Origin of the sequence: Variovorax sp. V15, from assembly GCF_041154425.1 — a bacterium.
GTDB classification, from domain to species: Bacteria; Pseudomonadota; Gammaproteobacteria; order Burkholderiales; family Burkholderiaceae_C; genus Variovorax; species Variovorax guangxiensis.
Genome location: NZ_AP028659.1, coordinates 3940990 through 3966050 on the forward strand (window position 1 = coordinate 3940990; position 25061 = coordinate 3966050).

Annotated in this window: 17 protein-coding genes; 8 read left to right on the forward strand and 9 right to left on the reverse strand. The window is 66.5% G+C overall.

Features of this window, described 5'->3' with window-relative positions:
* Positions 1-21: 21 nt before the first annotated feature.
* The 4 genes from ACAM57_RS18750 to ACAM57_RS18765 all read right to left on the reverse strand — a co-directional run bounded on the left by ACAM57_RS18750 (position 22) and on the right by ACAM57_RS18765 (position 6446).
* Positions 22-2898 (reverse strand): 2-oxoglutarate dehydrogenase E1 component, encoded by a 2877-nt coding sequence (locus ACAM57_RS18750; protein WP_369658468.1) that lies wholly within the window; start codon positions 2896-2898, stop codon positions 22-24.
* Between the two features lie 197 nt (positions 2899-3095).
* Positions 3096-5003 (reverse strand): propionate--CoA ligase, encoded by a 1908-nt coding sequence (locus tag ACAM57_RS18755; RefSeq protein WP_369658469.1) that lies wholly within the window; start codon positions 5001-5003, stop codon positions 3096-3098.
* Between the two features lie 150 nt (positions 5004-5153).
* Positions 5154-5756 carry an isochorismatase family protein gene (locus ACAM57_RS18760; RefSeq protein WP_369658470.1) on the reverse strand — a complete coding sequence of 201 codons (603 nt, stop codon included), beginning with the start codon at positions 5754-5756 and terminating at the stop codon, positions 5154-5156.
* 18 nt (positions 5757-5774) lie between these two features.
* Positions 5775-6446: a TetR/AcrR family transcriptional regulator gene (locus ACAM57_RS18765; RefSeq protein ID WP_369658471.1), complete on the reverse strand. Its 672-nt coding sequence runs from the start codon at positions 6444-6446 to the stop codon at positions 5775-5777.
* Between the two features lie 112 nt (positions 6447-6558).
* Between ACAM57_RS18765 and ACAM57_RS18770 the strand changes: the two genes are divergently transcribed.
* Entirely contained in the window at positions 6559-8181 is a 1623-nt protein-coding gene (locus ACAM57_RS18770; RefSeq protein WP_369658472.1) for a 4-hydroxyphenylacetate 3-hydroxylase family protein, read from the forward strand.
* Between the two features lie 10 nt (positions 8182-8191).
* Positions 8192-8992: an alpha/beta hydrolase gene (locus tag ACAM57_RS18775; protein WP_369658473.1), complete on the forward strand. Its 801-nt coding sequence runs from the start codon at positions 8192-8194 to the stop codon at positions 8990-8992.
* A gap of 1 nt (position 8993) precedes the next feature.
* Here the strand turns inward: ACAM57_RS18775 and ACAM57_RS18780 are convergent, their stop codons facing one another.
* Positions 8994-10124, reverse strand: coding sequence for a PQQ-dependent sugar dehydrogenase (locus ACAM57_RS18780; RefSeq protein ID WP_369658474.1), 1131 nt, complete (start codon positions 10122-10124; stop codon positions 8994-8996).
* Positions 10125-10365: 241 nt separating this feature from the next.
* Between ACAM57_RS18780 and ACAM57_RS18785 the strand changes: the two genes are divergently transcribed.
* On the forward strand, positions 10366-10941 hold the full coding sequence (locus ACAM57_RS18785; RefSeq protein ID WP_369658475.1) for a C40 family peptidase: 576 nt from the start codon (positions 10366-10368) through the stop codon (positions 10939-10941).
* Between the two features lie 92 nt (positions 10942-11033).
* Here ACAM57_RS18785 and lpdA read toward each other — a convergent pair whose 3' ends face one another.
* The 4 genes from lpdA to aceE are packed head-to-tail and all read right to left on the reverse strand — an operon-like array spanning position 11034 to position 17877.
* Entirely contained in the window at positions 11034-12860 is a 1827-nt protein-coding gene (gene lpdA / locus ACAM57_RS18790) for a dihydrolipoyl dehydrogenase (RefSeq protein WP_369658476.1), read from the reverse strand.
* On the reverse strand, positions 12857-13450 hold the full coding sequence (locus ACAM57_RS18795; protein ID WP_369658477.1) for an MFS transporter: 594 nt from the start codon (positions 13448-13450) through the stop codon (positions 12857-12859). Before ACAM57_RS18795 ends, lpdA begins: the two co-directional genes overlap by 4 nt.
* A complete protein-coding gene (aceF, locus tag ACAM57_RS18800; RefSeq protein WP_369658478.1) occupies positions 13447-15105 on the reverse strand; it encodes a dihydrolipoyllysine-residue acetyltransferase in 1659 nt (552 codons plus the stop codon). Before aceF ends, ACAM57_RS18795 begins: the two co-directional genes overlap by 4 nt.
* Before the next feature lie 57 nt (positions 15106-15162).
* Positions 15163-17877, reverse strand: a complete 2715-nt coding sequence (gene aceE, locus ACAM57_RS18805; RefSeq protein WP_126018769.1) for a pyruvate dehydrogenase (acetyl-transferring), homodimeric type — start codon at positions 17875-17877, stop codon at positions 15163-15165.
* 197 nt (positions 17878-18074) lie between these two features.
* Between aceE and ACAM57_RS18810 the strand changes: the two genes are divergently transcribed.
* The 5 genes from ACAM57_RS18810 to ACAM57_RS18830 all read left to right on the forward strand — a co-directional run bounded on the left by ACAM57_RS18810 (position 18075) and on the right by ACAM57_RS18830 (position 25045).
* Positions 18075-20615, forward strand: a complete 2541-nt coding sequence (locus ACAM57_RS18810) for a PAS domain S-box protein (protein ID WP_126018766.1) — start codon at positions 18075-18077, stop codon at positions 20613-20615.
* Positions 20612-21244 carry a response regulator transcription factor gene (locus ACAM57_RS18815; protein ID WP_012747279.1) on the forward strand — a complete coding sequence of 211 codons (633 nt, stop codon included), beginning with the start codon at positions 20612-20614 and terminating at the stop codon, positions 21242-21244. The genes ACAM57_RS18810 and ACAM57_RS18815 overlap by 4 nt, the downstream gene beginning before the upstream one ends.
* Before the next feature lie 79 nt (positions 21245-21323).
* Positions 21324-22175 (forward strand): bifunctional methylenetetrahydrofolate dehydrogenase/methenyltetrahydrofolate cyclohydrolase FolD, encoded by an 852-nt coding sequence (gene folD, locus ACAM57_RS18820; protein ID WP_369658479.1) that lies wholly within the window; start codon positions 21324-21326, stop codon positions 22173-22175.
* Between the two features lie 131 nt (positions 22176-22306).
* Positions 22307-24355 (forward strand): M3 family metallopeptidase, encoded by a 2049-nt coding sequence (locus ACAM57_RS18825; RefSeq protein WP_184638617.1) that lies wholly within the window; start codon positions 22307-22309, stop codon positions 24353-24355.
* Between the two features lie 30 nt (positions 24356-24385).
* Positions 24386-25045 carry a glutaredoxin family protein gene (locus ACAM57_RS18830; RefSeq protein WP_184638619.1) on the forward strand — a complete coding sequence of 220 codons (660 nt, stop codon included), beginning with the start codon at positions 24386-24388 and terminating at the stop codon, positions 25043-25045.
* The last annotated feature ends 16 nt before the right edge of the window (positions 25046-25061 follow it).

A 25061-nucleotide genomic window follows, 5' to 3' on the forward strand; every position in this document is an offset into this window, starting at 1 on the left:
TTCGTGTGAAAGAGGACAGGTTTACTTGGTCAGCACGAAGCCCTTGAGCTTGGCGAACGCGCCGTCGACCAGCGCCTTCTGCTGTTCCTGGTGCAGGTGCGAGTAGCCCACCGCCGGCGATGCCGAGGCGGCACGGCCGGAGTAGCCGAGCTTCTGGCCTTCCTGCATGTTTTCGTGGATGTAGTGCTGCACGAAGAACCAGGCGCCCTGGTTCTGCGGCTCGTCCTGGCACCACACCACGTCGACGAGATTCGGGTACTTCTTGATCTCGGCGGCGAATGCCTTGTGCGGGAACGGATAGAGCTGCTCGACGCGGATGATCGCCACGTCGTCGGCTTCCTTCTCCTCGCGCTTCTTGGCCAGGTCGTAGTAGACCTTGCCCGAGCAAGCGATCAGGCGCTTGACCTTCTCGGCCTTCAGGTCGCGGCTGTCGGGGATCACGGTCTGGAAGCCGCCCTTGACGAACTCGGACAGCGGGGAGGTCGCGTCCTTGTTACGCAGCAGCGACTTCGGCGTCATGATGATCAGCGGCTTGCGCAGGCTGCGCACCATCTGGCGGCGCAGCACGTGGAAGATCTGGCTGGCCGTGGTGGGCTGCACGATCTGCATGTTGGCGTCGGCGGCCAGCTGCATGAAGCGCTCCAGGCGGGCCGAGCTGTGCTCGGGGCCCTGGCCTTCGTAGCCGTGCGGCAGCATCATGGTGATGCCGTTGACGCGGCCCCACTTCACTTCGCCCGAGGCGATGAACTGGTCGATCACCACTTGCGCGCCGTTGACGAAATCGCCGAACTGCGCCTCCCAGATCACCAGGGTGTTCGGGTCGTTCGAGGCGTAGCCGTATTCGAAGGCCAGCACCGCTTCTTCCGAGAGGATGGAGTCGATGACGACGAACGGAGCCTGGTTGTCGGCCACGTTCTGCAGCGGCACGTAGGTGCCTTCGTCGAACTTCTCGCGGTTCTGGTCGTGCAGCACCGCGTGGCGGTGCGTGAAGGTGCCGCGGCCGGAGTCTTCACCCGACAGGCGCACCGGATAGCCGCTGGCCACCAGCGAGGCGAAGGCCATGTGCTCGCCCATGCCCCAGTCGACGTTGACGTCGCCACGGCCCATGGCGGCGCGGTCGTCCAGCACCTTCTTCACCAGCGGGTGCACGGTGAAGCCTTGCGGCACGGTGGTGATCTTCTCGGCCAGCCGCTTCCACTCGGTGGTGGGGATGGCGGTGTCGCCGGCGTCGGTCCACTTCTTGTTGAGGAAGGGGCTCCAGTCGACCGCGTACTTGCTCTTGAAGTTGGTCAGCACCGGGTCGATGGTGTGCTTGCCGGCATCCATGGCGGCGCGGTAGGCCTTGACCATGTCGTCGCCGAGCGTCTCGCCCAGGCCTTGCGCGGCCAGCTTGTCTGCGTACAGGCGGCGGGTGCCGGGGTGCTGGGCGATCTTCTTGTACATCAGCGGCTGGGTGAGCGAGGGGGTGTCCTGCTCGTTGTGGCCCAGCTTGCGGTAGCAGACGATGTCGATGACCACGTCCTTGTTGAATTCCTGGCGGAACTCCAGCGCGAGCTGCATGCACAGCACCACGGCTTCGGGATCGTCGCCGTTCACGTGCAGCACCGGCGCGTCGATCATCTTGACGATGTCCGTGCAATACAGCGTCGAGCGGCTGTCGCGCGGGTCGCTGGTGGTGAAGCCGATCTGGTTGTTGATGACGATGTGGACCGTGCCGCCGGTGTAGTAGCCGCGGGTTTCGGCCAGCGCCAGCGTTTCCATGACCACGCCCTGGCCGGCGAAGGCGGCGTCGCCGTGCACGAGCACCGGCAGCACCGAGTCGCCTTCCTTGTCGCCGCGGCGGTCCATGCGGGCGCGCACCGAGCCTTCGACGACCGGGTTGACGATCTCGAGGTGGGAGGGGTTGAAGGCCAGCGACAGGTGCACCGGGCCGCCAGGGGTGCTGACGTCGGAGCTGAAGCCCTGGTGGTACTTCACGTCGCCGCTGGGCAGCTCTTCGGGGGCGGTGTGGTCGAACTCGGCGAACAGGTCGGCAGGCATCTTGCCCAGCGAGTTCACCAGCACGTTCAGGCGGCCGCGGTGGGCCATGCCGATCACGATTTCCTGCACGCCCTTCTCACCGGCGCGGTTGATGAGTTCGTCCATCGCGACGATGAAGCTCTCGCCGCCTTCGAGCGAGAAGCGCTTCTGGCCGACGTACTTGGTGTGGAGGAAGCGCTCCAGGCCTTCGGCCGCGGTCAGGCGGTCGAGAACGCGCTTCTTCTGGTCGGCGTTCAGCTTGGGATTGGTGCGGGCGCTCTCGAGCTTCTGCTGCCACCAGCGCTTGTGGTTCTGGTCGGTGGTGTACATGTACTCGGCGCCGATGGTGCCGCAGTACGTTTCGCGCAGTGCGTTGAGCAGTTCGCGCAAGGACATGGTGTCCTTGCCGAAGAAAGTGTTGCTGGTGTTGAACACCGTCTCGAGGTCGGCGTCGGCGAAGCCGTAGAACGAGGGCTCGAGTTCAGGAATGGAGGGACGCTCGGCGCGCTTGAGCGGATCGAGGTCGGCCCAGCGGGCGCCGACGTTGCGGTAGGCGGCGATCAGCTGCTGGACCGCGGTGCGCTTGCGGCCGAGTTCGGAGTCGGCGCCGCTGGCCTGCACGACCTTGGTCGTGCCTTGCTTCGCGAGTTCGGCGAAGGCGTTGATGACCGGCTGGTGGGGGACGTCGCGGGTGTTCGTGCCGTCGGCGGCGGGAACGTTCTGCAGCGCGTCGAAGTAGGAGCGCCAGTTGTCGGGAACGCTGCCGGGGTTGGCGAGGTAGTTCTCGTACATCTCCTCGACATAGGGGGCGTTGCCGCCGAAGAGGTACGTGTTGCCTTGATAGGCGGTGTACGCCGTGGGCGTAGAGGAATCGCTCATGATCCGCTGACCTTCGCTTCCCTGAGGGAAGCACTAGTTGGTTTAAGAAACCTTCCGCGACACGGCTGAACCGATTGGCGGATGCGACTGTGGCTGGGGAAGGGCCTGAGTACCTTGGCATTGTGCCACGTCAACCATATGACGGTCCAACCCGGCTTCGCAACCCCCCGCTGTTGCTCATTCCCCGCTCATTCGGCTCAAGAAAGTAACTGTTTGATCTGCTGCAGCGTGGCGGGGTCGTCGATGGTGGTCAGGTCGCCGGGGTCGCGCTGCTCGCAGACGGCCTGGATGGCCCGGCGCAGCAGCTTGCCGCTGCGCGTCTTCGGCAGGCCGGAGACGAAGCGCACGCGGGCCGGCCGGGCCAGGGCACCGAGCTGGTCGGCCACCAGCTTCATGATCTCGCCTTCGAGCTTGAGGGCCACGTCGGCGTCGGTCACGGCCTTGCCGTCCCTGGGCACCACGAAGGCCATTGCGACCTGTCCCTTCAGCGCATCGGCCACGCCGACCACCGCCACCTCGGCGACGTTGGAATGGCCCGAGATGCTTTCCTCGATCTCGCGCGTGCCCAGCCGGTGGCCCGCCACGTTGATCACGTCGTCGGTGCGCCCGAGGATGTAGAAATAGCCGTCCTCGTCGCGGATGCCCCAGTCGAAGGTCGAATAGACCATCTTGCCCGGCACGCTCTTCCAGTACGTGTTGACGAAGCGCGCGTCGTCCTTCCACACGGTCTGCATGAAGCCCGGCGGGGTCGGCCCCTCGACCACGACCACGCCCTTCTCGTTCGCGCCGGTCAACTCCTCGCCGGTGGACTCGTGCACGATCCTGATGCGGTAGCCGTACATCGGCACCCCGGGGCTGCCGAACTTGCTGGGCTTGGGCTCGACGCCGTTGGCGATGGTGATCATCGGCCAGCCCGATTCGGTCTGCCAGTAGTTGTCGATGATCGGCACGCCCAGGCCCTCGCTGATCCAGCGTGCGGTCGGCTCGTCGAGCGGCTCGCCGGCCAGGAACAGCGCGCGCAACGTGGAGAGGTCGTATTTCTTCAGCAGCGCCGGGTCCTGCTTCTTGAGCACGCGCACCGCCGTGGGTGCGCTGAACATCACCGTCACTTTGTATTTCTCGACGAGGCGCCACCAGATGCCGCCGTCGGGCTGCCGGTCGATGCCCTGCGTGGGCAGGCCCTCGTACATGATCGTCGACATGCCTGCGATCAGCGGGCCGTAGACGATGTAGCTGTGGCCCACCACCCAGCCGATGTCGCTGGTCGAGAAGTAGGTTTCGCCGGGCCGCCCGTCGAAGATGTGCTTCATGCTCGCGGCCAGCGCGACCGCGTACCCGCCCACGTCGCGCTGCACGCCCTTGGGCTTGCCGGTGGTGCCGCTCGTGTAGATGGTGTAGCTTATGTCGGTAGAGGCCAGCCAGGTGCAGGGCACCTTGGCGTCGAGGTGCTTGCGGCGCAGCTCGGCGGCCAGGTGGTCGCGCCCCGCCGTCAGGTCCATTGGCGCCAGCCCCCGATCGGTGAGCAGCACGGCCGATGGCTTGTGCTTCGACAGCCGGATCGCCTCGTCGAGCAGCGGCTTGTACGCGATGACCTTGCTGCCGCGCGATCCCGCGTCGGCGCTCACGATCACCTTGGGCTCGGCGTCCTCGATGCGCGTGGCGAGCGAGCCGCTGGCGAAGCCGCCGAACACCACGCAGTGGATGGCACCGATGCGCGCGCAAGCCAGCATCGCGAAGGCGGCCTCCGGAATCATCGGCATGTAGATGAGCACGCGGTCGCCCTTGCCCACGCCCAGCTCGAGGAGGCTGGCGGCGGTGCGCTGCACTTCGGCGTGCAGCTCGGCGAAGCTGTAGCTCTTCTCTACGCCGGTCTCGGTGGACACGAAGATCAGCGCCGGCTGGTCGCCCCGCGCCGCCAGGTGCCGGTCGACGGCGTTGTGGCAGAGGTTGGTGGTGCCGCCCACGAACCAGCGCGCGAAAGGCGGCTGGCTGGCGTCGAGGATCTGTTGCGCGGGCGTCTGCCAGTCGATCAGCTTCGCCTGCTCGGCCCAGAAGGCCTCGGGCGCGTCGACGGATTGGCGATAGAACTCTTCGTAGCGGCTCATCTCGGTTGTCTCCTGTTATTCGTCCAGCCCTGGCAGGCGCCAAAACTGAATTCATAATTATGGAGACCGATCTTGCAGCAAGCTGACAGCCGCGGCAAGCCAACGGCCCTGCCGTGCCGCCGCCAGCCGCTTTTCCATCTATCTATCCAACTAGCGGATGAGCGAGAGCACCTCGGGGAACGCAGGATGCTCCGCCGTACGCAGCCACTCGAAGCCGACCATCTCGGTCGTCACCAGCTCGGCGCCGGCACCGGCCAGCCGGTCGAAGGCGGCATCGCGGTTGCGCTCGGTGCGCGAGCTGCAGGCGTCGGTGACGACCCAGACCTCGAACTCGTCTTCCAGCAGGTCGAGCGCCGTCTGCAGCAGGCAGACATGGGCTTCGCAACCGGCGATGACGATGCTGTTGCGCTCCTCGGCGGGCGCCGCGGGCTTCTGCAGGTGCTTGGGCAGGCTGCGCGCATTGCCCTGCGGTGCCTTGACCGGCACGCGCAGCCACTCGCCCAGGCCCTCTTCCACGCCGCTGAAATGCATCTTCGACATGGTGCGCTGGCACTGCGCGCGGATGTCGGGCAGGTTCTGGCCCAGCTTGGAGGGGTTGTGCTCGGTGCCGAACACCGGCACCTGGAACAGCTTGGCCATCCTGCCGAGCCGCACGGCGTTCTGCGCGACCGCTTCCCCCTCGAAGATCGCCGGCATCAGGCGCGCCTGGTAATCGACCAGGACGAGTTGGGATTGCGAGGCGTCGAGCAGCATGAACGGGTTCTTTCTTTTTCAGGAATCGGTTGAATCGGGCTGAACCGTACCACCGAAAAGACCCGGTTGGCGCGCGCCGCCGGCAACGCGCTCCACGAGCTGCGCCACGTAGGCCTTGAACAGCGCGTCGGCCGACTGCCTGAACATGCGGATGCGCCCCGTGTGCTGCATCAGCAGCAGGCCGACGCCGTGCGCGAAGAGCGCGGTGTTCTCGCGCAGGGCTGCGTCGGCGTCCAGCCCCATGTCCTGCAGCGCCTCTTCGCAGGGCCGCAGGGCCTGGTAGAGATGGTCGTTCAACTCGTGGTCGAGCTCGCTGGTCAGCCCGCGCGGGCGCATGCCCTGCACCAGGTAGAAGCCCAGGTCGAGCTCGCGTGGGTTCGCGGCATAGAAGTCGAACCAGGCCTGGGCCCTCGCGGCGAGGGCCTGGCCGGGGCCGTCCTGCGGCGCGGAGGCCTCGGCCACCGCGGCCTGCAGCCGCTGGATGGACTCGTTCAGCAGGGCCGCGTAGATGGCCTCCTTGCTCTCGAAGTACGAATAAATGGCGCCGGGCGTGTAGCCGGCCTTCCTGGCGATCTCCCGGACGCTGGCGCCCTCGATGCCGGCTTCCAGAAAGACCGCGCGGGCGGCATCGAGCACGAGGGTGCGGCGGGCGTCGCTGAGCGCCTGGCGGCGCTGGGTCTTGGCTTCCATGGACGGGACTATAGCCCTCGATTGATCGCACGCCCAATTTTTTGATCATTGATTGAAAAATTGAACAGTGTTTAAATCTTGATAAAACCCATCCGATCAGGAGACAGACACGATGAACGCCCCACTCCCCGGCACCTCCCTCATGTCCGGCGCCGACTACCGCGAATCGCTGCGCCGCTACAAGCCCACCGTGTTCGTCGACGGCCGCCGCGTCGACAGCGTGGCCGACGAAGCCGCCTTCCAGCCAGGCATCAATGCCATCGCCCTCACCTACGACTACGCCCGCAGGAGCGAGCACGAGCCGCTGATGACCGCCGTGCAGCACACCAGCGGCAAGCGGGTCAACCGGCTGTCCCACATCAACACGAGCGCGGGCGACCTGCTCAACAAGCTCGAAGCCGTGCGGCTGGTCTGCCAGGAAACAGGCTGCGCCCAGCGCTACCTGACGCACGATGCGCTCAACGCCATCGCCCAGGTATCGGCCCGCATCGACGACGCGCGTGGCAGCACCGAGCACGCCGCGCGCTTCCACGAGTACCTGCACCGCGTGCAGGACCAGGACCTGACCCTGGGCGTGGCCATGACCGATGCCAAGGGCGACCGCAGCCGCCGGCCGCACGAGCAGGCGGACGTCGACAGCTACCTGCACGTGGTGGAACGCAACGCGCGCGGCATCGTCATCTCGGGCACCAAGGCCATCGTGACCGGCGCGCCTTACGTGCACGAGTTGCTGGTCATGCCCTGCCGCAACATGGGCAAGGAAGACGCCGACTTCGCCGTCTGCTGCGCCGTGCCGCTGGATGCGCCCGGCCTCACCATCGTCGCGCGACCGGCGGGCCGGCCCGGCGAGAAACTGGAGCACGGCGACGCCCTCTTCAGCCGCAAGTACGGCCAGAGCACCGGCGTGTGCATGTTCGACCGCGTCTTGGTGCCCTGGGAGCGCGTGTTCTACGCGGGCGAATGGGAGCACTCCGGCCACCTGACCTACAGCTATGCCACGCATCACCGCCACAGCTGCATCGGCGCGCGCGCCGGCTTCGGCGACCTGCTGATCGGCGCGGGGGCGCTGATGTGCGAGGCCAACGGCTTCGATCCGGGCAAGGAAAGCCACCTGCGCGAGCAGATGGTGGAGCTCATCACCATCACCGAGAGCTTTTTCGCCTGCGGCGTGGCGGCCAGCGTGTACGGCAAGGCCGACGAGCACTGCGAAGTTTTCATGCCCGACCCGGTCTTCAGCAACATCGGCAAGCTGCTGCTGGCCACGAAGATCTACGACATGCACCGCATTGCGCACTACGTGAGCGGCGGCCTGATCGTCACCCTGCCCGGCCCTGACGAAGACCACAACCCCGAGACCGCGGCCCGCCTGTCCGACGTGCTGCGCGCCAACCCGGCCATTCCCTACGAGCAGCGCATCGAGACGGCCCGATTCATCGAGGACCTGACGGCCGGCTACCAGGGCGGCTGGTACAGCGTGATCAGCCTGCACGGCGGCGGCTCGCCCGCGGCGATGAAGCAGGAGATCTGGCGCAACTACCCGGTCGGCTCCAAGGTCGAGCTGGTCGAACGCATCCTCGAACGCGGCATCGCGGCCGACGGCTCGCCCGCCGCCGCGCCGCACGACCCGGCCCGCGCCATCACCCGCAACCGCCAGCCCGGCAAGTGCTGCGACACCGGCTGCACCGCGCCCGGCCAGGCCGTGATGGTCGAGCTGCCCCTCTCGCGGCGCGCCTAGACTCCGGCGGATGAAGAAGCTCTTCTCGAAACGGTTCTGCCTCGCCGCGCTGGGAATCGGCGCCGCCCTCCTCGTCACGGCCTGCGGTGCGGTGCGCAAGACCACGGTGCCGATGGCGACCTCGCTCGAAAAGAGCAGTTGCGCGCGCGGGAAGGTCGACACGCTGCTGGTCATGCTGCCGGGCGCCTATTCGACGCCAGACGAGTTCGAGCGCGAGGGCTTCGTCCGCGCGGTCGCCGAAAACCGCATCGCGGCGGACGTGATGCTGGTCGACGCCCATCTCGGCTACTTCAACGACAAGACCATCCTCGACCGCCTGGACGCCGACGTGGTGGCGCCCGCGCGCAGCCAGGGCTACCACCACATCTGGTTCGTCGGCATTTCCCTCGGCGGCTTCGGCGGCATGCTCTATGCGCAGACGCACCCCGGCGATCTCGCAGGGCTGGTGACGCTGGCCCCCTACCTCGGCGAGCGCGCGCTCGGCACGGACATCGCCAACGCCGGCGGGCTCGCCAAATGGAAGGGGCCGCTGACCGACCCGGCCGCCGAGCCTCCCCGGACACCCAACGAAACGCAGCTCTGGCAATGGCTGCGCGGCTATGCGGGCTTCACGGACACGGCGGGCGCACGGCCGCCGCTGTACCTGGGCTATGGCGTGGACGACCGTTTTGCCTTCAGCAACCGGCTGCTGGCGGGCGTACTGCCGCCCGAACGCGTCTTCACGACCGAAGGCGGCCACGACTGGCCCGAATGGAACCGGCTCTGGCGCCGGATGCTGCCGACATTGCCGCTGCCAGGCTGCCCCGGCTGAATCAGTTCGGCCGCAGGCGCAGCAGCTTGCCGTCGGCCTCGTCGGTGAGCACGTAGAGGAGTCCGTCCGGCCCCTGCTTCACGTCGCGGATGCGGGCGCGGCCTTCGGCAAGCAGCTTGTGCTCGGCCGCCACCTTGCCGCCCTTGAGTTCGATGCGGTCCAGGTAGCCGAATTTCAGCGAACCCACGAACAGGTTGCCCTTCCAGGCGGCGCCGTAGCGGTCGCTGGTCAGGAAGGCCATGCCCGATGGCGCGATCGACGGCACCCAGTAGTGCAGCGGCTGCTCCATGCCCTCCTTGGCCGTGATGCCGTCGCCGATCTTTCCGCCGCCGTAGTTCTCGCCGTAGGTGATCACGGGCCAGCCGTAGTTGCGGCCGGCCTGCGGAATATTGATTTCGTCGCCGCCTTGCGGGCCGTGCTCCGTCATCCAGAGGCGGCCGTCGGGCGCGAGCGTTGCGCCCTGCCCGTTGCGGTGGCCGTAGCTCCAGATCTCGGGCAGCGCGCCTGCCTTGCCGACGAAGGGGTTGTCCTTGGGCACCGAGCCATCCTTGCCGATGCGCACGATCTTGCCGAGGTGGTTGTCGAGCTTCTGCGCGTCTTCCTTGCGGCTGAAGCGGTCGCCGAGCGTGAGAAAGAGCGTTCCGTCGCGCGCCTCGACGATGCGGCAGCCGAAGTGGGCGCGGCTCGCCACCTTGGGCTGCTGGCTGAAGATGATCTTCAGCTCCTCCAGCCTCGTGCCGTCGGCCGACAGGTTGGCGCGCGCCAGCGCCGTGCTGTTGGCAGAGCCGCCGGCATCCGGTTCGGAGAAGCAGAAATACAGCGTGCGGTTCCTTTCGAAGCCGGAGTCGGCCAGCACGTCGAGCAGGCCGCCCTGCCCACCCGCCGCGATGGGCGGCAGGCCTGCGATGGGTGCGCCGATCTTGCCGTCGGCACCGACCAGCCGCATGCGGCCCGGCCGCTCGGTCACCACGAAACGGCCGCCCGAAAGGAAGGTGACGCCCCATGGGTTTTCGAGCCCTGTCGCCACGGTTTCGGGTCGCGGCTGCGCGGCGGCGAGTCCGCAGAACCCGATTACTGTGACAAATGCCCAACGACAATGGGATGAGGGAAGAGGCAAGCGCGGCAAGTTCATGGCTTTTCCGTGAAGTTGAGGCGATCTTGACGAGAAATAGCGACCGAATCCAGCGTGAGCACCGATCCACCCGAGGTTCCAAGGCCTTTCGGCCGTCAACCGTTTATGGACCATAAACGTTCGCCGTTACATTTTTTCTTTGACCGGATCGGAATTTTCTATGTAAATCAATGACTTACAGAGGGATCCGCTAATTCTGTTTAAATTGACATAACCGCGCGTCATCAATATCCTACGCGCCATGCGTTTTTTCGTCCTACCCGCATCCCTCCTCTTTGCCGTTGCAGTCCATGCAGCCCCCCAACAGGAAAAAACCGATGACGAGCTGGCACGAATGCTTGCCGACAAAGGCCTGATCGGACAACTCAAGCAGGTTCGTCAAACCGTCACGGAACGCACCTCCGATCTGGTCGTCACCGCCATCGGATTTCTCGGCGTCCCCTACCGCCGTGGCGGCAACACCGCCGAATCGGGTTTCGACTGCAGCGGCTTCGTCCGCGCCATGTACAACGAGACGGTCGGCCACATGCTCCCCCGCCGCGCCGAAGAGCAAGCTGCAGCCACCGAGAAGATCGACCGCAGCCAGCTCAAGCCCGGCGACCTCGTGTTCTTCAACACCATGCGCCGCGCCTTCAGCCATGTCGGCATCTACGTCGGTGAAGGCAAGTTCATCCATTCCCCCCGCTCGGGCGCCCAGGTTCGTGTCGAAGACATGAACGGCAGCTACTGGCAGCGCCGCTTCGACGGCGCGCGCCGCGTGATGGGCGGATCGGCGGACGAAGTGAAGGCTGCGGCCGTCGCGAACACCAGCAACTGAGCCTCGCTTCCTGATCAAGGACGAAAAAATCCCGCCTAGGCGGGATTTTTTATGGGCGCCCGATCGATCGACGGGCGCTCTTTTTCGGCTTCTCAGCCCTTCTTCTGCGGCGGCAGGTCCGTGCAGGTGCCGTGCGCCACTTCCGCCGCCATGCCGATGCTTTCGCCCAGCGTCGGGTGCGGATGGATGGTCTTGCCGATGTCGATTTCGTCCGCGCCCATCTCGATGGCCAGCGCAATCTCGCCCAGCATGTCGCCGGCATGCGTGCCGACGATGCCGCCACCCAGGATGCGGTGTGTCTCGGCGTCGAACAGCAGCTTGGTGAAGCCTTCGTCGCGGCCGTTGGCGATGGCGCGGCCCGAAGCCGTCCACGGGAAATGGCCCTTCTTGACCTTGATGCCTTCGGCCTTCGCCTGGTCTTCGGTCAGGCCGACCCACGCCACTTCGGGGTCGGTGTAGGCCACGCTCGGGATCACGCGGGCGTTGAAGGCCGCGCTCGACAGCTCCTTGTCGCCCTTGAGCTCGCCGGCGATGACTTCGGCCGCCACGTGCGCCTCGTGCACCGCCTTGTGCGCCAGCATGGGCTGGCCCACGATGTCGCCGATGGCGAAGATGTGCGGGACGTTGGTGCGCATCTGGATGTCGACCGGGATGAAGCCGCGGTCGCTCACCGTCACGCCGGCCTTCTCGGCGCCGATCTTCTTGCCGTTGGGGCTGCGGCCCACAGCCTGCAGCACCAGGTCGTACACCTGCGGCTCCTTCGGGGCGTTCTCGCCCTCGAAGGTGACCTTGATGCCTTCCTTCGTGGCCTCGGCGCCAACCGTCTTGGTCTTGAGCATGATGTTGTCGAAGCGCGGCGCGTTCATCTTCTGCCAGACCTTCACCAGGTCGCGATCCGCGCCCTGCATCAGGCCGTCGAGCATTTCGACCACGTCCAGGCGCGCGCCCAGCGTGGAATACACCGTGCCCATTTCGAGGCCGATGATGCCGCCGCCCAGGATCAGCATGCGCTTGGGGTCGGTGCCCATTTCCAGCGCACCGGTCGAGTCGACCACGCGCGGGTCCTTCGGCATGAAGGGCAGGCTCACGGCCTGCGAGCCGGCCGCGATGATCGCGCTGCGGAACTTGACGGTCTGCTTGCTGCCGGTGGTGTCCCAGCTGGTGCCGGAGGTTTCCTCGACCTCGATGTGGTGAGGGTCGATGAAGTTGCCGACGCCGCGCAGCACCGTCACCTTGCGCATCTTGGCCATGGCGGTGAGGCCGCTGGTGAGCTTGCCCACCACCTTGTTCTTGTGGCCGAGCAGCTTGGCGCGGTCGACCGTGGGCGCGCCGAAGCTCACGCCGAGGTCGGCGAAGTGCTTGACCTCGTCCATGACGGAAGCCACGTGCAGCAGCGCCTTCGACGGGATGCAGCCGACGTTCAGGCACACGCCGCCGAGGGTGGCGTAGCGTTCGATCAGCACGACCTTCAGGCCGAGGTCGGCGGCACGGAAGGCGGCCGAGTAGCCGCCGGGGCCGGCGCCAAGCACGATCACGTCGCACTCGACGTCGACCTTGCCGCCGTAGCTGGACACGGCCACGGCCGGCGCGGCAGGGGCCGGTGCGGGTGCTGCAGCCTTCGCCGCGGGAGCGGCAGCAGCCGGGGCAGGGGCAGCCGCGGCGGGCGCGGGTGCCGCGGCACCGTCGACTTCCAGCGTCAGCACCACCGAACCTTCGCTGACCTTGTCGCCCACCTTCACCGCGAGCGACTTCACCACGCCGGCGGCGGACGACGGAATCTCCATCGAGGCCTTGTCCGATTCGACCGTGATCAGCGACTGCTCGGCCTTGACCGTGTCTCCGACGTTGACCAGCACCTCGATGACCGCGACTTCGTCGAAGTCGCCGATGTCGGGCACCTTGATTTGTTGTTCGCTCATTTGGACACTTTCAGTTTGAGTGTGAGAACGTCGACCGGTGGGGCCGAATTGCGATCGAATTCGCAGGCGGCGGCGATCCCCGCCTCCGCCACTTCGCGCGAAGTGCGCGACTTGATGTCATAGGCCGCGTGCATGGCGCCGAGCGCAAAGCTGCGTCCCGAGCCGATGGCCCAGAACTCCTTGAACTCGAACACCTCGCGGTAGCTGTAGATGCCGTAGATGCCGCTGTGGTTGGCCATCAGCATCGTGAACTGGCTCGACTCGTAGGGCTCGTGGTCGTCTTCCTTGGTCTGCATGAAGAACGAGTCCTTGAGCACCGGATGCAGCATCGTGAAGGTGCGGAATATCTCGTGCTTGCTGCCGAACAGCAGCTGCTCGCGCGGCTGCGCGGCCAGCGCGTGCTGCAGCACCAGGAAGTGCGCGGCGGCGCCGGCCAGGGCGAACAGGCTGGTGCCCGCCGCGTCCTCGACGGTGAAGATCTTCTGGTTCGTCTCGGCGCGGTGCGAGAGCCGCGTGTCGCCGAAGGTCACCAGAGAATCCGCTGCCATCGTGACCTGGCCGCCCTTGCGGACGGCCACTACCGTGGTCATAGGAGGATTCGACGGTAGTCCGCGAGCACCTGGCCCAGGTAGGCGTTGAAACGCGCAGCCAGGGCGCCGTCGATCACGCGGTGGTCGTACGACAGCGACAGCGGCAGCGTCAGGCGCGGCACGAACTGCTTGCCGTCCCACACCGGCTTCATCGCGCTCTTCGAGAGGCCGAGGATGGCCACTTCGGGCGCGTTGATGATCGGCGTGAAGTGCGTGCCGCCGATGCCGCCGAGCGAGCTGATCGAGAAGCAGCCGCCCTGCATGTCGGCCGAGCCGAGCTTGCCGTCGCGCGCCTTCTTGGCGAGCTCGCCCATCTCGGCGCTGATCTGCAGGATGCCCTTCTTGTCGGCGTCCTTCAGCACGGGCACCACCAGGCCGTTGGGCGTGTCGGCCGCGAAGCCGATGTGGTAGTACTGCTTGTAGACGAGCTGGTCGCCGTCCAGGCTGGTGTTGAACTCGGGGAATTTCTTCAGGGCCGCGACCACCGCCTTGATGACGAAGGCCAGCATCGTCACCTTCACGCCCGACTTCTCGTTCTCCTTGTTGGTGGAGACGCGGAAGGCTTCGAGCTCGGTGATGTCGGCCTCGTCGTTGTTGGTGACGTGCGGGATCATCACCCAGTTGCGGTGCAGGTTCGCGCCGCTGAGCTTCTTGATGCGCGACAGCTCCTTGCGCTCGACCGTGCCGAACTTGGTGAAGTCGACCTTGGGCCACGGGATGAGGCCCAGCGCCGCGCCGTCGCCACCGCCGCCACCGGCCGGCGCCTTGGCCGCCGAGGCCTTGGTGCTGGCCTGGCCGCTCATCACGGCCTTGGTGAAGTTCTGGATGTCTTCCTGCGTGATGCGGCCCTTGGGACCGGAGCCCTTGACCTCCTCGAGCGGCACGCCAAGCTCGCGGGCGAACTTGCGCACCGAGGGAGAGGCATGCGGCAGGTTGCCGCTGGGAGCGGCCGTCGGGTTGTGGGCCGGGGCTGCTGCTGCGGGCGCCGGTGACGGGGCTGCCGGGGCGGGAGCGCTCGCCGTGGCGGCTGCAGGAGCTGCGGCTGCCTGCGCAGGCGCCGGTGCGGCCGCACCGGCCGCGCCTTCGAGCACGGCGATCAGGTCGCCGATGTTGACCGTGTCGCCGACCTTGACCTTGAGTTCCTTGAGCACGCCGGCGGCCGACGATGGGATCTCCATCGAGGCCTTGTCCGACTCGACCGTGATCAGCGACTGCTCGGCCTTGATCGTGTCGCCCGGCTTCACCAGCACTTCGATGACGGCGACGTCCTTGAAGTCGCCGATGTCGGGCACCTTGACCTCGACCGGGCCCGAAGCCGCCGGAGTTGCCGGCGCAGGGGCCGCAGCAGCGGGTGCAGGAGCCGGTGCCGCTGCTGCCGGTGCCGCGGCGGGCGCCGGTGCCGCCGCGGCACCCGCTCCCTCGGCTTCGAGCACGAGCACCACCGAGCCTTCCTTGACCTTGCTGCCGACTTCGACCTTCAGTTCCTTGACCACACCGGCGGCCGACGACGGGATCTCCATCGACGCCTTGTCCGATTCGACCGTGATGAGTGACTGCTCGGCCTTCACCGTGTCGCCCACCTTCACGAGCACCTCGATCACCGCGACTTCATCGAAATCGCCGATGTCCGGCACCTTCACTTCCACTGCTGCCATATCGTTGTCTCCCGCCGTCAGGCGCCGTTCGTTCGTTGATTGGTTGTTGATTGGGGATCAGGCGTAGAGCGGGTTGACCTTGTCGACATTGATGCCGTACTTCTTGATCGCTTCCACCACCTTGGCCACCGGCACGGTGCCATCTTCGCTCAGCGCCTTGAGCGCCGCCACCACGATGTAGTGGCGGTTGACCTCGAAGTGCTCGCGCAGCTTGTTGCGGAAGTCGCTGCGGCCAAAGCCGTCGGTGCCCAGCACCTTGTAGTTGCGGCCCTTCGGCACGAAGGGACGGATCTGCTCGGCATAGGCCTTCATGTAGTCGGTCGATGCCACCACCGGGCCGGTCGTGGCGCCCAGCTGCTCGGCCACGAAGGGAACGCGCGGGGTCTGGTCGGGGTGCAGCAGGTTCCAGCGGTCGGCGTCCTGGCCGTCGCGGGTCAGCTCATTGAAGCTCGGGCAGCTCCACACCGAAGCCGACACGCCCCAGTCCTTCTCGAGCAGCTCCTGCGCGGCAAAGCTCTCGCGCAGGATCGTGCCGCTGCCCAGCAGTTGCACCGTGGGTGCCTTGGCCTTCAGCGCGGGGCCCTGCTTCGACAGGTACATGCCCTTGATGATCTGCTCTTCGGTGCCGGGCTGGAGGCCGGGCATCGCGTAGTTCTCGTTGAGCAGCGTCAGGTAGTAGTAGACGTTGTCCTGCTTCTCGACCATCCGCTTCAAGCCATGGTGCAGGATGACGCCGACTTCGTGCGCGAAGGTCGGGTCGTAGCTCACGCAGTTCGGGATGGTGTTGGCCAGGATGTGGCTGTGGCCGTCTTCGTGCTGCAGGCCTTCGCCGTTCAGCGTGGTGCGCCCCGAGGTGCCGCCCAGCAGGAAGCCGCGCGCCTGCATGTCGCCGGCAGCCCATGCCAGGTCGCCGATGCGCTGGAAGCCGAACATCGAGTAGTACACGTAGAACGGCACCATGATGCGGTTGTTCGTGCTGTACGAGGTCGCGGCAGCGATCCAGCTCGACATGCCGCCGGCTTCGTTGATGCCTTCCTGCAGGATCTGGCCGGCCTTGTCTTCCTTGTAGTACATGACCTGGTCCTTGTCGACCGGGGTGTACTGCTGACCGTGCGGGTTGTAGATGCCGACCTGGCGGAACAGGCCTTCCATGCCGAAGGTGCGGGCCTCATCCACCAGAATGGGCACGACGCGCGGGCCGAGCGCCTTGTCGCGCAGCAGTTGCGTGAGGAAGCGCACGTAGGCCTGGGTGGTCGAGATCTCGCGGCCTTCGGCCGTGGGTTCGAGCACCGCCTTGAAGGTGTCGAGCGCGGGCACGGTGAAGCTCTCGTCGCTCTTCACGCGGCGGTGCGGCAGGTAGCCGCCCAGGGCCTTGCGGCGCTCATGCAGGTACTTCATTTCCGGCGTGTCGTCGGCCGGCTTGTAGAACGGCAGCTCGGCGATCTGGCTGTCGGGAATCGGGATGTTGAAGCGGTCGCGGAAGGCCTTGATGTCCTCGTCGCCGAGCTTCTTGGTCTGGTGGACCGTGTTCTTGCCCTCGCCGATCTTGCCCATGCCGAAGCCCTTGACGGTCTTCACGAGCAGCACTGTGGGCTGGCCCTTGTGGTTCTGGGCGGCGTGGAAGGCGGCATACACCTTCTGCGAGTCGTGGCCGCCGCGCTGCAGGTTCCAGATCTCGTCGTCGGTCATGTGCTCGACCATCTTCAGCGTGCGCGGATCGCGGCCGAAGAAGTTCTTGCGGACGTAGGCGCCGTCGTTGGCCTTGAACGACTGGTAGTCGCCGTCGTTGCACTCCATCATGATCTTGCGCAGCGCGCCGTCGTGGTCCTTCTCGAGCAGGGCGTCCCAGCCCTTGCCCCAGACCAGCTTGACGACGTTCCAGTTGGCGCCGCGGAACTCGCCTTCGAGCTCCTGGATGATCTTGCCGTTGCCGCGCACCGGGCCATCGAGGCGCTGCAGGTTGCAGTTGATGACGAATATCAGGTTGTCGAGGTTCTCGCGCGCCGCCAGGCCGATGGCGCCCAGCGATTCGACCTCGTCCATTTCACCGTCGCCGCAGAAAACCCAGACCTTGCGGTTCTCGGTGTTGGCGATGCCGCGTGCGTGCAGGTACTTGAGGAAGCGCGCCTGGTAGATCGCCATCAGCGGGCCCAGGCCCATCGACACGGTGGGGAACTGCCAGAACTCCGGCATCAGCTTGGGGTGGGGGTAGCTGGAGAGGCCCTTGCCGTCGACTTCCTGGCGGAAATTGAGCAGCTGCTCTTCGGAGAGGCGGCCTTCGAGGTAGGCGCGGGCGTAGATGCCGGGAGAGACGTGGCCCTGGATGTAGAGCAGGTCGCCGCCGTGGTTCTCGCTCTCGGCGTGCCAGAAGTGGTTGAAGCCGGCTCCGAACATGCTGGCCAGCGAAGCGAAGGAGCCGATGTGGCCGCCCAGGTCGCCGCCTTCTGCCGGATGGTGGCGGTTGGCCTTGACCACCATGGCCATCGCGTTCCAGCGCATGTAGGCGCGCAGGCGCTGTTCGATCTCGAGGTTGCCGGGGCTTCGGGCTTCCTGCGAGGGTTCGATGGTGTTGACGTAGCCGGTGTTGGCCGAGAACGGCATGTCGACCGTGTTCTGGCGGGCATGTTCGAGCAGCTGCTCGAGAAGGAAGTGAGCCCGCTCAGGCCCCTCGCTCTGGATGACGGAAGACAGTGCATCCATCCATTCACGGGTCTCCTGGGCGTCCGCGTCGTTAGCGGCCGAGCCGAACAGGTTCTCGGGATTTGCCGACATGCTTGTGTCTCCTTTTAGGGCTGTGGCAGTAATTTAAGTGCGCTGTGCAGCGAACGCGGCGGAGTTTCTCATAGAAACATCGCAATTTCAAATAGTGCTCATTGATTTTTCAATGTGAAATTCAAAAGAAATCAGATCAGGAACGGATGTCCGCACGGGACATGGCAAGCCGAGGGGGCAAGCCTAGAATCCGCCCCATGCCTCTCTCCTCCCCGCTGGCGGTTGCCCGCAGTGCCGTGAACGCCTCGCCGCTGTCCTGGTGGCGCAGGTGGTGGCGACGCCAGACCCCGGTGCTGCAGGATGCGGTCGCCATGCTCGCGCCGATGGCGGCCGTGCTGCTGTTCCTCGCCGCCATCGTTTCCGCCTTCTGGTACCTGCGCACCGAGGAGGTCGAGCGCGAGCAGGAATCGGTGCGCCGCGACGTCGAATACGCGCAGCAGCGCATGCGCCTGCGGCTGCTCGAGCGCCAGGAACAGCTGATGCGCATCGCGCGCGACGCCTCCAACCGCGAGATCGACCCGATCGAATTCACCAGCCGCGCCGAGTCGCTGGTGAGCCAGTTCCCAGAGCTGCAGACCATCACCTGGATCGACGACCGCCGCCGCTTCAAGGCAGGCTACGCGGCGCCCAGCGTGCACCCGGCGCAGCAGCACCTGATCGGCGACGTGCTGCGCCCTGGCGACATCGAGAGCAACTATGCGCTGGCCCGCGAACTGCGCCAGCCCGTCTTCTCGCAGCCCGTGGCCGGCGGAGACCCGCCGGCGATGCTGCAGTTGCACATTCCCCTTTTCGACCAGGGCCTGTTCGCCGGCGTGGTGCTGGGCGAGTTCTCGGTCGACGGCCTGCTGCGCTACGGCATGCCGTCCGAGGTGCAGGCGCGCTACGCGGTGTCGCTGCTCGACGCCAAGGGGCATGTGATCGCCGGCAACACCGCCAACCTGAAGGAAAGCGGCACGCGCCTGCTGCCCTGGTCGGAGCGCACCAACGAATATGAAGTGCCGGTGTCGCCCGTCGGCAATGCGCTGGTGCTGCGGGCTCAGGCCTACCGCACTTCGCAGGGCGTGGTCGGCAACGGGCTCTTCTGGCTGGTCTGCGCGCTGAGCGTGCTCACGAGCTGGATGCTGATCGGCACCTGGCGCCACACGCGTCGGCGGCTGCAGGCGCAGCAGCGGCTGGTGGCCGAGACCAACTTCCGCCGGGCGATGGAGAACTCCATGCTCACCGGCATGCGCGTGCTCGACCTGCAGGGCCGCATCACCTACGTCAACGCCGCCTTCTGCGCCATGACCGGCTGGAGCGAGGAAGAACTGGTCGGCCAGTCGCCGCCCTTCCCCTACTGGCTCGAATCAGACCGCGAGGTGATGAACGAGCGGCTTGAAGAAGAACTGCACGGCCGCGCCCTGCCCGGCGGCTTCCAGGTGCGGGTGAAGCGCAAGAACGGCAGCGTGTTCAACGCGCGCCTCTACGTCTCGCCGCTGATCGACGCGCGCGGCCACCAGACCGGCTGGATGACGTCGATGACCGACATCACCGAGCCCACGCGCATCCGCGAGCAGCTCTCGGCCTCCTACGAGCGCTTCACCACCGTGCTGGAAGCGCTCGACGCGGCCGTGTCGGTGGCTCCCATCGGCAGCGAGGAACTGCTCTTCGCCAACAAGCTGTACCGGCTCTGGTTCGGTTCGGACACCGTGGGCCACCTCGGCATGGTCGCGCAGGCCGGCGTGCCGGCGTCGAACGCGCACGACGAGGGCCTGGACGACGTCGACCCATACGCCGGCCTGCCGATCGACACCCTCACCGCCGCGCAGACCGCCAACAACGAGATCTTCGTGCCCCACCTCGGCAAGTGGCTCGAAGTGCGCTCGCGCTACCTGACCTGGGTGGACGGCCGCCTCGCGCAGCTGGTGATCGCCACCGACATCACGCCGCGCCGCGACGCCGAGGAGCAGGCTGCCGCGCAGGCCGACAAGGCCCAGGCCGCCAGCCGCCTCATCACCATGGGCGAGATGGCCTCCAGCGTGGCGCACGAGCTCAACCAGCCGCTGACCGCCATCACCAACTACTGCAACGGGATGATGTCGCGCATCAAGGGCCAGTCGATCGACAACGACGCCCTGCTCGCCGCGCTCGAGAAGACATCGAAGCAGGCCCAGCGCGCGGGCCAGATCATCCAGCGCATCCGCTCCTTCGTGAAGCGCAGCGAGCCCAACCGCACGCCGGCCGACGTGGCCACCATGGTGAGCGAGGCCGTCGAGCTCGCCGGCATCGAGCTGCGCCGGCGCAACGTGCGCCTTAACCACTACGTGGCGGCGCGGCTGCCGGTGGTGCGGGTCGACCCGATCCTCATCGAGCAGGTGATGGTCAACCTGCTCAAGAATGCCGCCGAATCCATCGACCTCGCCGACCGCCCGCTGGCGCGCCGCAGCGTGGAATTGCGGGTGCTGCCCAAGGTGATCGAGGGGCACAACGCCATCGAGTTCTCGGTGCAGGACACCGGCAAGGGCCTGGCCCCGGAAGTGATGGACCGGCTCTACGAAGCCTTCTTCTCCACCAAGCCCGAGGGCATGGGCATCGGGCTCAATTTGTGCCGCACCATCGTCGAGTCGCACCGCGGCCGGATGCAGGCGGAGAACATCTACAATGGCCCGGATGTGATCGGATGCCGTTTTTCCTTCTGGATTCCGGTGTTGGACGCTATCAGTTCCGTAGCTAGCGACGAGGCAAAGGTACCTGCATGAGTTTGATTCCGAAGAAGGGCACGGTCTATGTCGTCGACGACGACGAAGCCGTACGCGATTCGCTACAATGGCTGCTCGAAGGCAAGGACTACAGAGTCCGCTGTTTCGATTCCGCCGAATCCTTTCTCTCCCGATACGACCCGCGCGAAGTCGCCTGTCTGATCGTCGACATCCGCATGGCGGGCATGACCGGCCTTGAACTGCAGGACCGGCTCATCGAGCGACGCTCCCCGCTGCCGATCGTGGTCATCACCGGCCACGGCGACGTGCCGATGGCTGTCGACAGCATGAAGAAGGGCGCGATGGACTTCATCCAGAAGCCCTTCAACGACGAGGAACTCGTCACGCTGGTCGAGCGCATGCTCGAACATGCGCGCGGCGCCTTCACGCAGCACCAGCAGTCGGCCAGCCGCGACGCGCTGCTGTCCAAGCTCACGGGCCGCGAGGCGCAGGTGCTCGAACGCATCGTCGCCGGCCGCCTGAACAAGCAGATCGCCGACGACCTGGGCATCAGCATCAAGACGGTCGAGGCGCATCGCGCCAACATCATGGAAAAGCTCAACGCCAACACCGTGGCCGATCTGCTCAAGATCGCGCTGGGGCAGGCGGCGCCAGCAGCCAAGGCCTAGAAACAGCTATCCGCCCGATAGCGACGAATGAACCCCACGCCTGCGAAAGCGGGCGTTTTTACTTGGAAAATCGAAACCGATGACCGCCCAACTGATCGACGGCAACGCCCTCGCCAAAACCATCCGCGCCGAAGTTGCCGGCCGCACCGCGGCGCTCAAGGCCCGTGGCGTGAACCCTGCCCTTTCCATCATCCTCGTGGGCGAGGACCCGGCCAGCCAGGTCTATACCAAGCACAAGGTCAACGACAGCGCGCAGACCGGCCTCGACGCCACGCTGGAGACCTACCCCGCCGACATGAGCGAGGCCGACTTGCTGGCCCGCATCCGCACGCTCAACGACGACCCGAAGGTGCACGGCATCCTGGTGCAGCTGCCGCTGCCCAAGCACATGGACAGTCAGAAAGTCATCGAGACGATTTCTCCGGCCAAGGACGTCGACGGCTTCCACGTCGCCAGCGCCGGCGCGCTGATGACCGGCGCTCCTGGTTTCTGGCCCTGCACGCCGCACGGCTGCATGAAGATGCTCGAATCCATCGGCTACGACCTGCGCGGCAAGCATGCGGTGGTCATCGGCCGCAGCAACATCGTCGGCAAGCCGATGGCGATGATGCTGCTCGCCAAGAGCGCCACCGTGACCATCTGCCACAGCGCCACCAAGGACCTGGGCGCCATCACGCGCCAGGCCGACGTGATCGTCGCCGCGGTGGGCAAGCTCGACCTGCTGACTGCCGACATGGTGAAGCCTGGCGCGGTCGTCATCGACGTGGGTATGAACCGCAAGGCCGACGGCAAGCTCGCCGGCGATGTCGACTTCGACGGCGTGAAGGAAGTGGCCGGCTGGATCACGCCCGTGCCCGGCGGCGTCGGCCCGATGACGCGCGCCATGCTGCTGGTCAACACCCTTGAAGCGGCCGAGCGCGCCGCAACATGAGAACCACCCCGTTGCTTGCTCACTTCGTGTAGCCGCCTCCCCCTCGAGGGGCGCCACCGGCGGCCCGGCAGAGCCGGTTCCGCGGTGGCCCCCGAAAAATGGTCTCGCCACGTTCGAACAGGATCCCCCATATGACCAACCCGCTTCTCGATTTCACCGATCTCCCGCTGTTCGACCGAGTCAAGCCCGAGCACGTCGCTCCTGCCGTCGATGCACTGCTGGCCGATGCCGAGGCCGCGCTGCAGACCGTCACCGCGCCCGACTTTCCCGCTGACTGGAACGCGATCTCCAAGGTGCTCGACGTGGCTTCCGAGCGCTTCAGCCGCGCCTGGGGCGCCGTCGGCCACCTCAACGCCGTGGCCGACACGCCCGAGCTGCGCGCCGCCTACAACGAGGCCATGCCGCGCGTTACCGCCTTCTGGACCCGCCTGGGCTCCGACGAGCGCCTGTACGCCAAGTACAAGGCCATCGACGCCACGACGCTCAATGCCGAGCAGCGCCAGGCCCACAGCAATGCGGTGCGCAACTTCGTGCTGGGCGGGGCCGAGCTGCAGGGCGAGGCCAAGAAGCGCTTCGCCGACATCCAAGAACGCCTGGCCGAGCTGAGCCAGAAGTTCAGCGAGAACGCACTCGACGCGACCGACGCCTTCGCCTACTACGCCGCTCTCGGTGAGCTCGAAGGCGTGCCCGAGGATGTGGTGAGCGCCGCGCGCGCGGCCGCCGAGGCCGACGGCAAGGAAGGCTACAAGCTCACGCTGAAGATGCCCTGCTACCTGCCGGTGATGCAGTTCGCAAAGAGCAGCGCGCTGCGCGAGAAGCTCTATCGCGCCTACGTCACTCGAGCCAGCGAGTTCGGCGATACGGCCTTCGACAACACCTCCCTCATCACCGAGATCCTCGCGCTGCGCGAGGAAGAAGCCGGGCTGCTGGGCTACAAGAACTACGGCGAGCTGTCGGTCGTGCCGAAGATGGCCGAGTCGCCCGAGCAGGTCGTGAAGTTCCTGCGCGACCTCGCTGCCAAGGCCAAGCCCTACGGCGAGCGCGACCTTGCCGACCTGCGCGTCTTCGCGGCCGAGCAGCTGAGCATCACCGATCCGCAGCCCTGGGACTGGAGCTACATCGGCGAGAAGCTCAAGGAGGCGCGCTATGCCTTCAGCGAGCAGGAGGTGAAGCAGTACTTCCCGGCGCCGAAGGTCATGGCCGGCCTGTTCAAGATCGTCGAGACGCTGTTCGAGGTGTCGATCCGCCGCGACTCGGCGCCCACCTGGCACCCGAGCGTGGAGTTCTATCGCATCGAGCGCGCCGGCCAGAAGGTCGGCCAGTTCTACCTCGACCCCTCCGCCCGTGCAGCCAAGCGCGGCGGTGCCTGGATGGACGACGTGCGCGCCCGCTGGCTGCGCCCCGACAACGGCGTGCTGCAGACGCCCGTCGCTCAGCTGGTGTGCAACTTCGCCAGCGGCGTCGATGGCAAGCCGCCGCTTCTCACGCATGACGACGTGACCACCCTCTTCCACGAGTTCGGCCATGGCCTGCACCACATGCTCACGCAGGTGAACGAGCGCGACGTCTCGGGCATCAGCGGCGTCGAATGGGATGCGGTCGAGCTGCCGAGCCAGTTCATGGAGAACTTCTGCTGGGAGTGGGACGTGCTCAAGCACATGACGGCCCACGTCGACACCGGCGAGCCGCTGCCGCGCGCCCTCTTCGACAAGATGACGGCCGCGAAGAACTTCCAGAGCGGCCTGCAGACGCTGCGCCAGATCGAGTTCTCGCTGTTCGACATGCTGCTGCACACCGAGTACCGCGCCGCCAACGCCAAGCCCGGCGAAGTGATGGCCCTGCTGGGCCGCGTGCGTGCCGAAGTCGCGGTGATGCCGTCGCCGCCCTTCAGCCGTACACCGAACACGTTCAGCCACATCTTCGCGGGCGGCTATGCGGCCGGCTACTACAGCTACAAGTGGGCCGAGGTGCTGAGCGCCGATGCCTACGCGGCCTTCGAGGAAACCGTGGGCGCCGACGGCGAACCGAACATCGAGACCGGCCGCAAGTACCGCCAGGCCATCCTGGAGGCTGGCGGCAGCCGCAGCGCGATGGACTCGTTCAAGGCGTTCCGCGGCCGCGAGCCCCAGCTTGATGCGCTGCTGCGACACCAGGGCATGGCGCAGGCCCAGCCCGCTTGATGCGGCGCTGAAGCTTGCGATACTCGGGCGATGCATACGATTTACAAAATCTCACCATTGCATCGCCTGACCGGCCTTGCCCTCGTGCTCGTTGCCGCGGGCGCGATGGCGCAACCCATCTACCGCCAGGTGGACAAGAACGGCAAGGTCACCTTCTCCGACCGCGCCCCGAGCGCGAGCACCGAGCCGGCGTCGGCCGGCCAGCAAGGCGCGACGGCCCCTTCCGGCGCCAACGCCGCCGGCCTGCCCTATGAACTGCGCCAGGTGGCGCAGCGCTATCCCGTCACCCTCTACAGCGGGGACGAATGCGGCCCCTGCGGCGCGGCGCGCACCCTGCTCACGACGCGCGGCATTCCTTTCGAGGAGCGCACCGTCAAGAGCAACGCGGACATCGAAGCCCTGCAGCGCCTGAGCAACCAGAATGCGTTGCCGCTGCTGACGATCGGTTCGCAGCAGCTCAAGGGCTTCTCGGACGTGGAATGGTCGCAGTACCTCGACGCGGCCGGCTATCCCAAGAGCAACAGCCTGCCCGCGGGCTACCGCAACGGCCCGGTCCGGCCGCTGGTGGCTCAGCAGGCGACGCCGGCGCCCCGGGGGGCCGAAGCGCCCGCCCCGGCCGCGCAACCCGCACCACCGCCTCCGGCCTCGAGCGAGCCGACGCCAAGCAACCCGGCCGGCATCAAGTTCTAGGCCCCCACGGCCTGGG

Bases quoted from the DNA above. Each gene is read 5' to 3' on its own strand.
- ACAM57_RS18750 (WP_369658468.1), bottom strand. From the start codon at position 2,898: ATGAGCGATTCCTCTACGCCCACGGCGTACACCGCCTATCAAGGCAAC.
- ACAM57_RS18755 (WP_369658469.1), bottom strand. From the start codon at position 5,003: ATGAGCCGCTACGAAGAGTTCTATCGCCAATCCGTCGACGCGCCCGAG.
- ACAM57_RS18760 (WP_369658470.1), bottom strand. From the start codon at position 5,756: ATGCTGCTCGACGCCTCGCAATCCCAACTCGTCCTGGTCGATTACCAG.
- ACAM57_RS18765 (WP_369658471.1), bottom strand. From the start codon at position 6,446: ATGGAAGCCAAGACCCAGCGCCGCCAGGCGCTCAGCGACGCCCGCCGC.
- ACAM57_RS18770 (WP_369658472.1), top strand. From the start codon at position 6,559: ATGAACGCCCCACTCCCCGGCACCTCCCTCATGTCCGGCGCCGACTAC.
- ACAM57_RS18775 (WP_369658473.1), top strand. From the start codon at position 8,192: ATGAAGAAGCTCTTCTCGAAACGGTTCTGCCTCGCCGCGCTGGGAATC.
- ACAM57_RS18780 (WP_369658474.1), bottom strand. From the start codon at position 10,124: ATGAACTTGCCGCGCTTGCCTCTTCCCTCATCCCATTGTCGTTGGGCA.
- ACAM57_RS18785 (WP_369658475.1), top strand. From the start codon at position 10,366: ATGCGTTTTTTCGTCCTACCCGCATCCCTCCTCTTTGCCGTTGCAGTC.
- lpdA (WP_369658476.1), bottom strand. From the start codon at position 12,860: ATGAGCGAACAACAAATCAAGGTGCCCGACATCGGCGACTTCGACGAA.
- ACAM57_RS18795 (WP_369658477.1), bottom strand. From the start codon at position 13,450: ATGACCACGGTAGTGGCCGTCCGCAAGGGCGGCCAGGTCACGATGGCA.
- aceF (WP_369658478.1), bottom strand. From the start codon at position 15,105: ATGGCAGCAGTGGAAGTGAAGGTGCCGGACATCGGCGATTTCGATGAA.
- aceE (WP_126018769.1), bottom strand. From the start codon at position 17,877: ATGTCGGCAAATCCCGAGAACCTGTTCGGCTCGGCCGCTAACGACGCG.
- ACAM57_RS18810 (WP_126018766.1), top strand. From the start codon at position 18,075: ATGCCTCTCTCCTCCCCGCTGGCGGTTGCCCGCAGTGCCGTGAACGCC.
- ACAM57_RS18815 (WP_012747279.1), top strand. From the start codon at position 20,612: ATGAGTTTGATTCCGAAGAAGGGCACGGTCTATGTCGTCGACGACGAC.
- folD (WP_369658479.1), top strand. From the start codon at position 21,324: ATGACCGCCCAACTGATCGACGGCAACGCCCTCGCCAAAACCATCCGC.
- ACAM57_RS18825 (WP_184638617.1), top strand. From the start codon at position 22,307: ATGACCAACCCGCTTCTCGATTTCACCGATCTCCCGCTGTTCGACCGA.
- ACAM57_RS18830 (WP_184638619.1), top strand. From the start codon at position 24,386: ATGCATACGATTTACAAAATCTCACCATTGCATCGCCTGACCGGCCTT.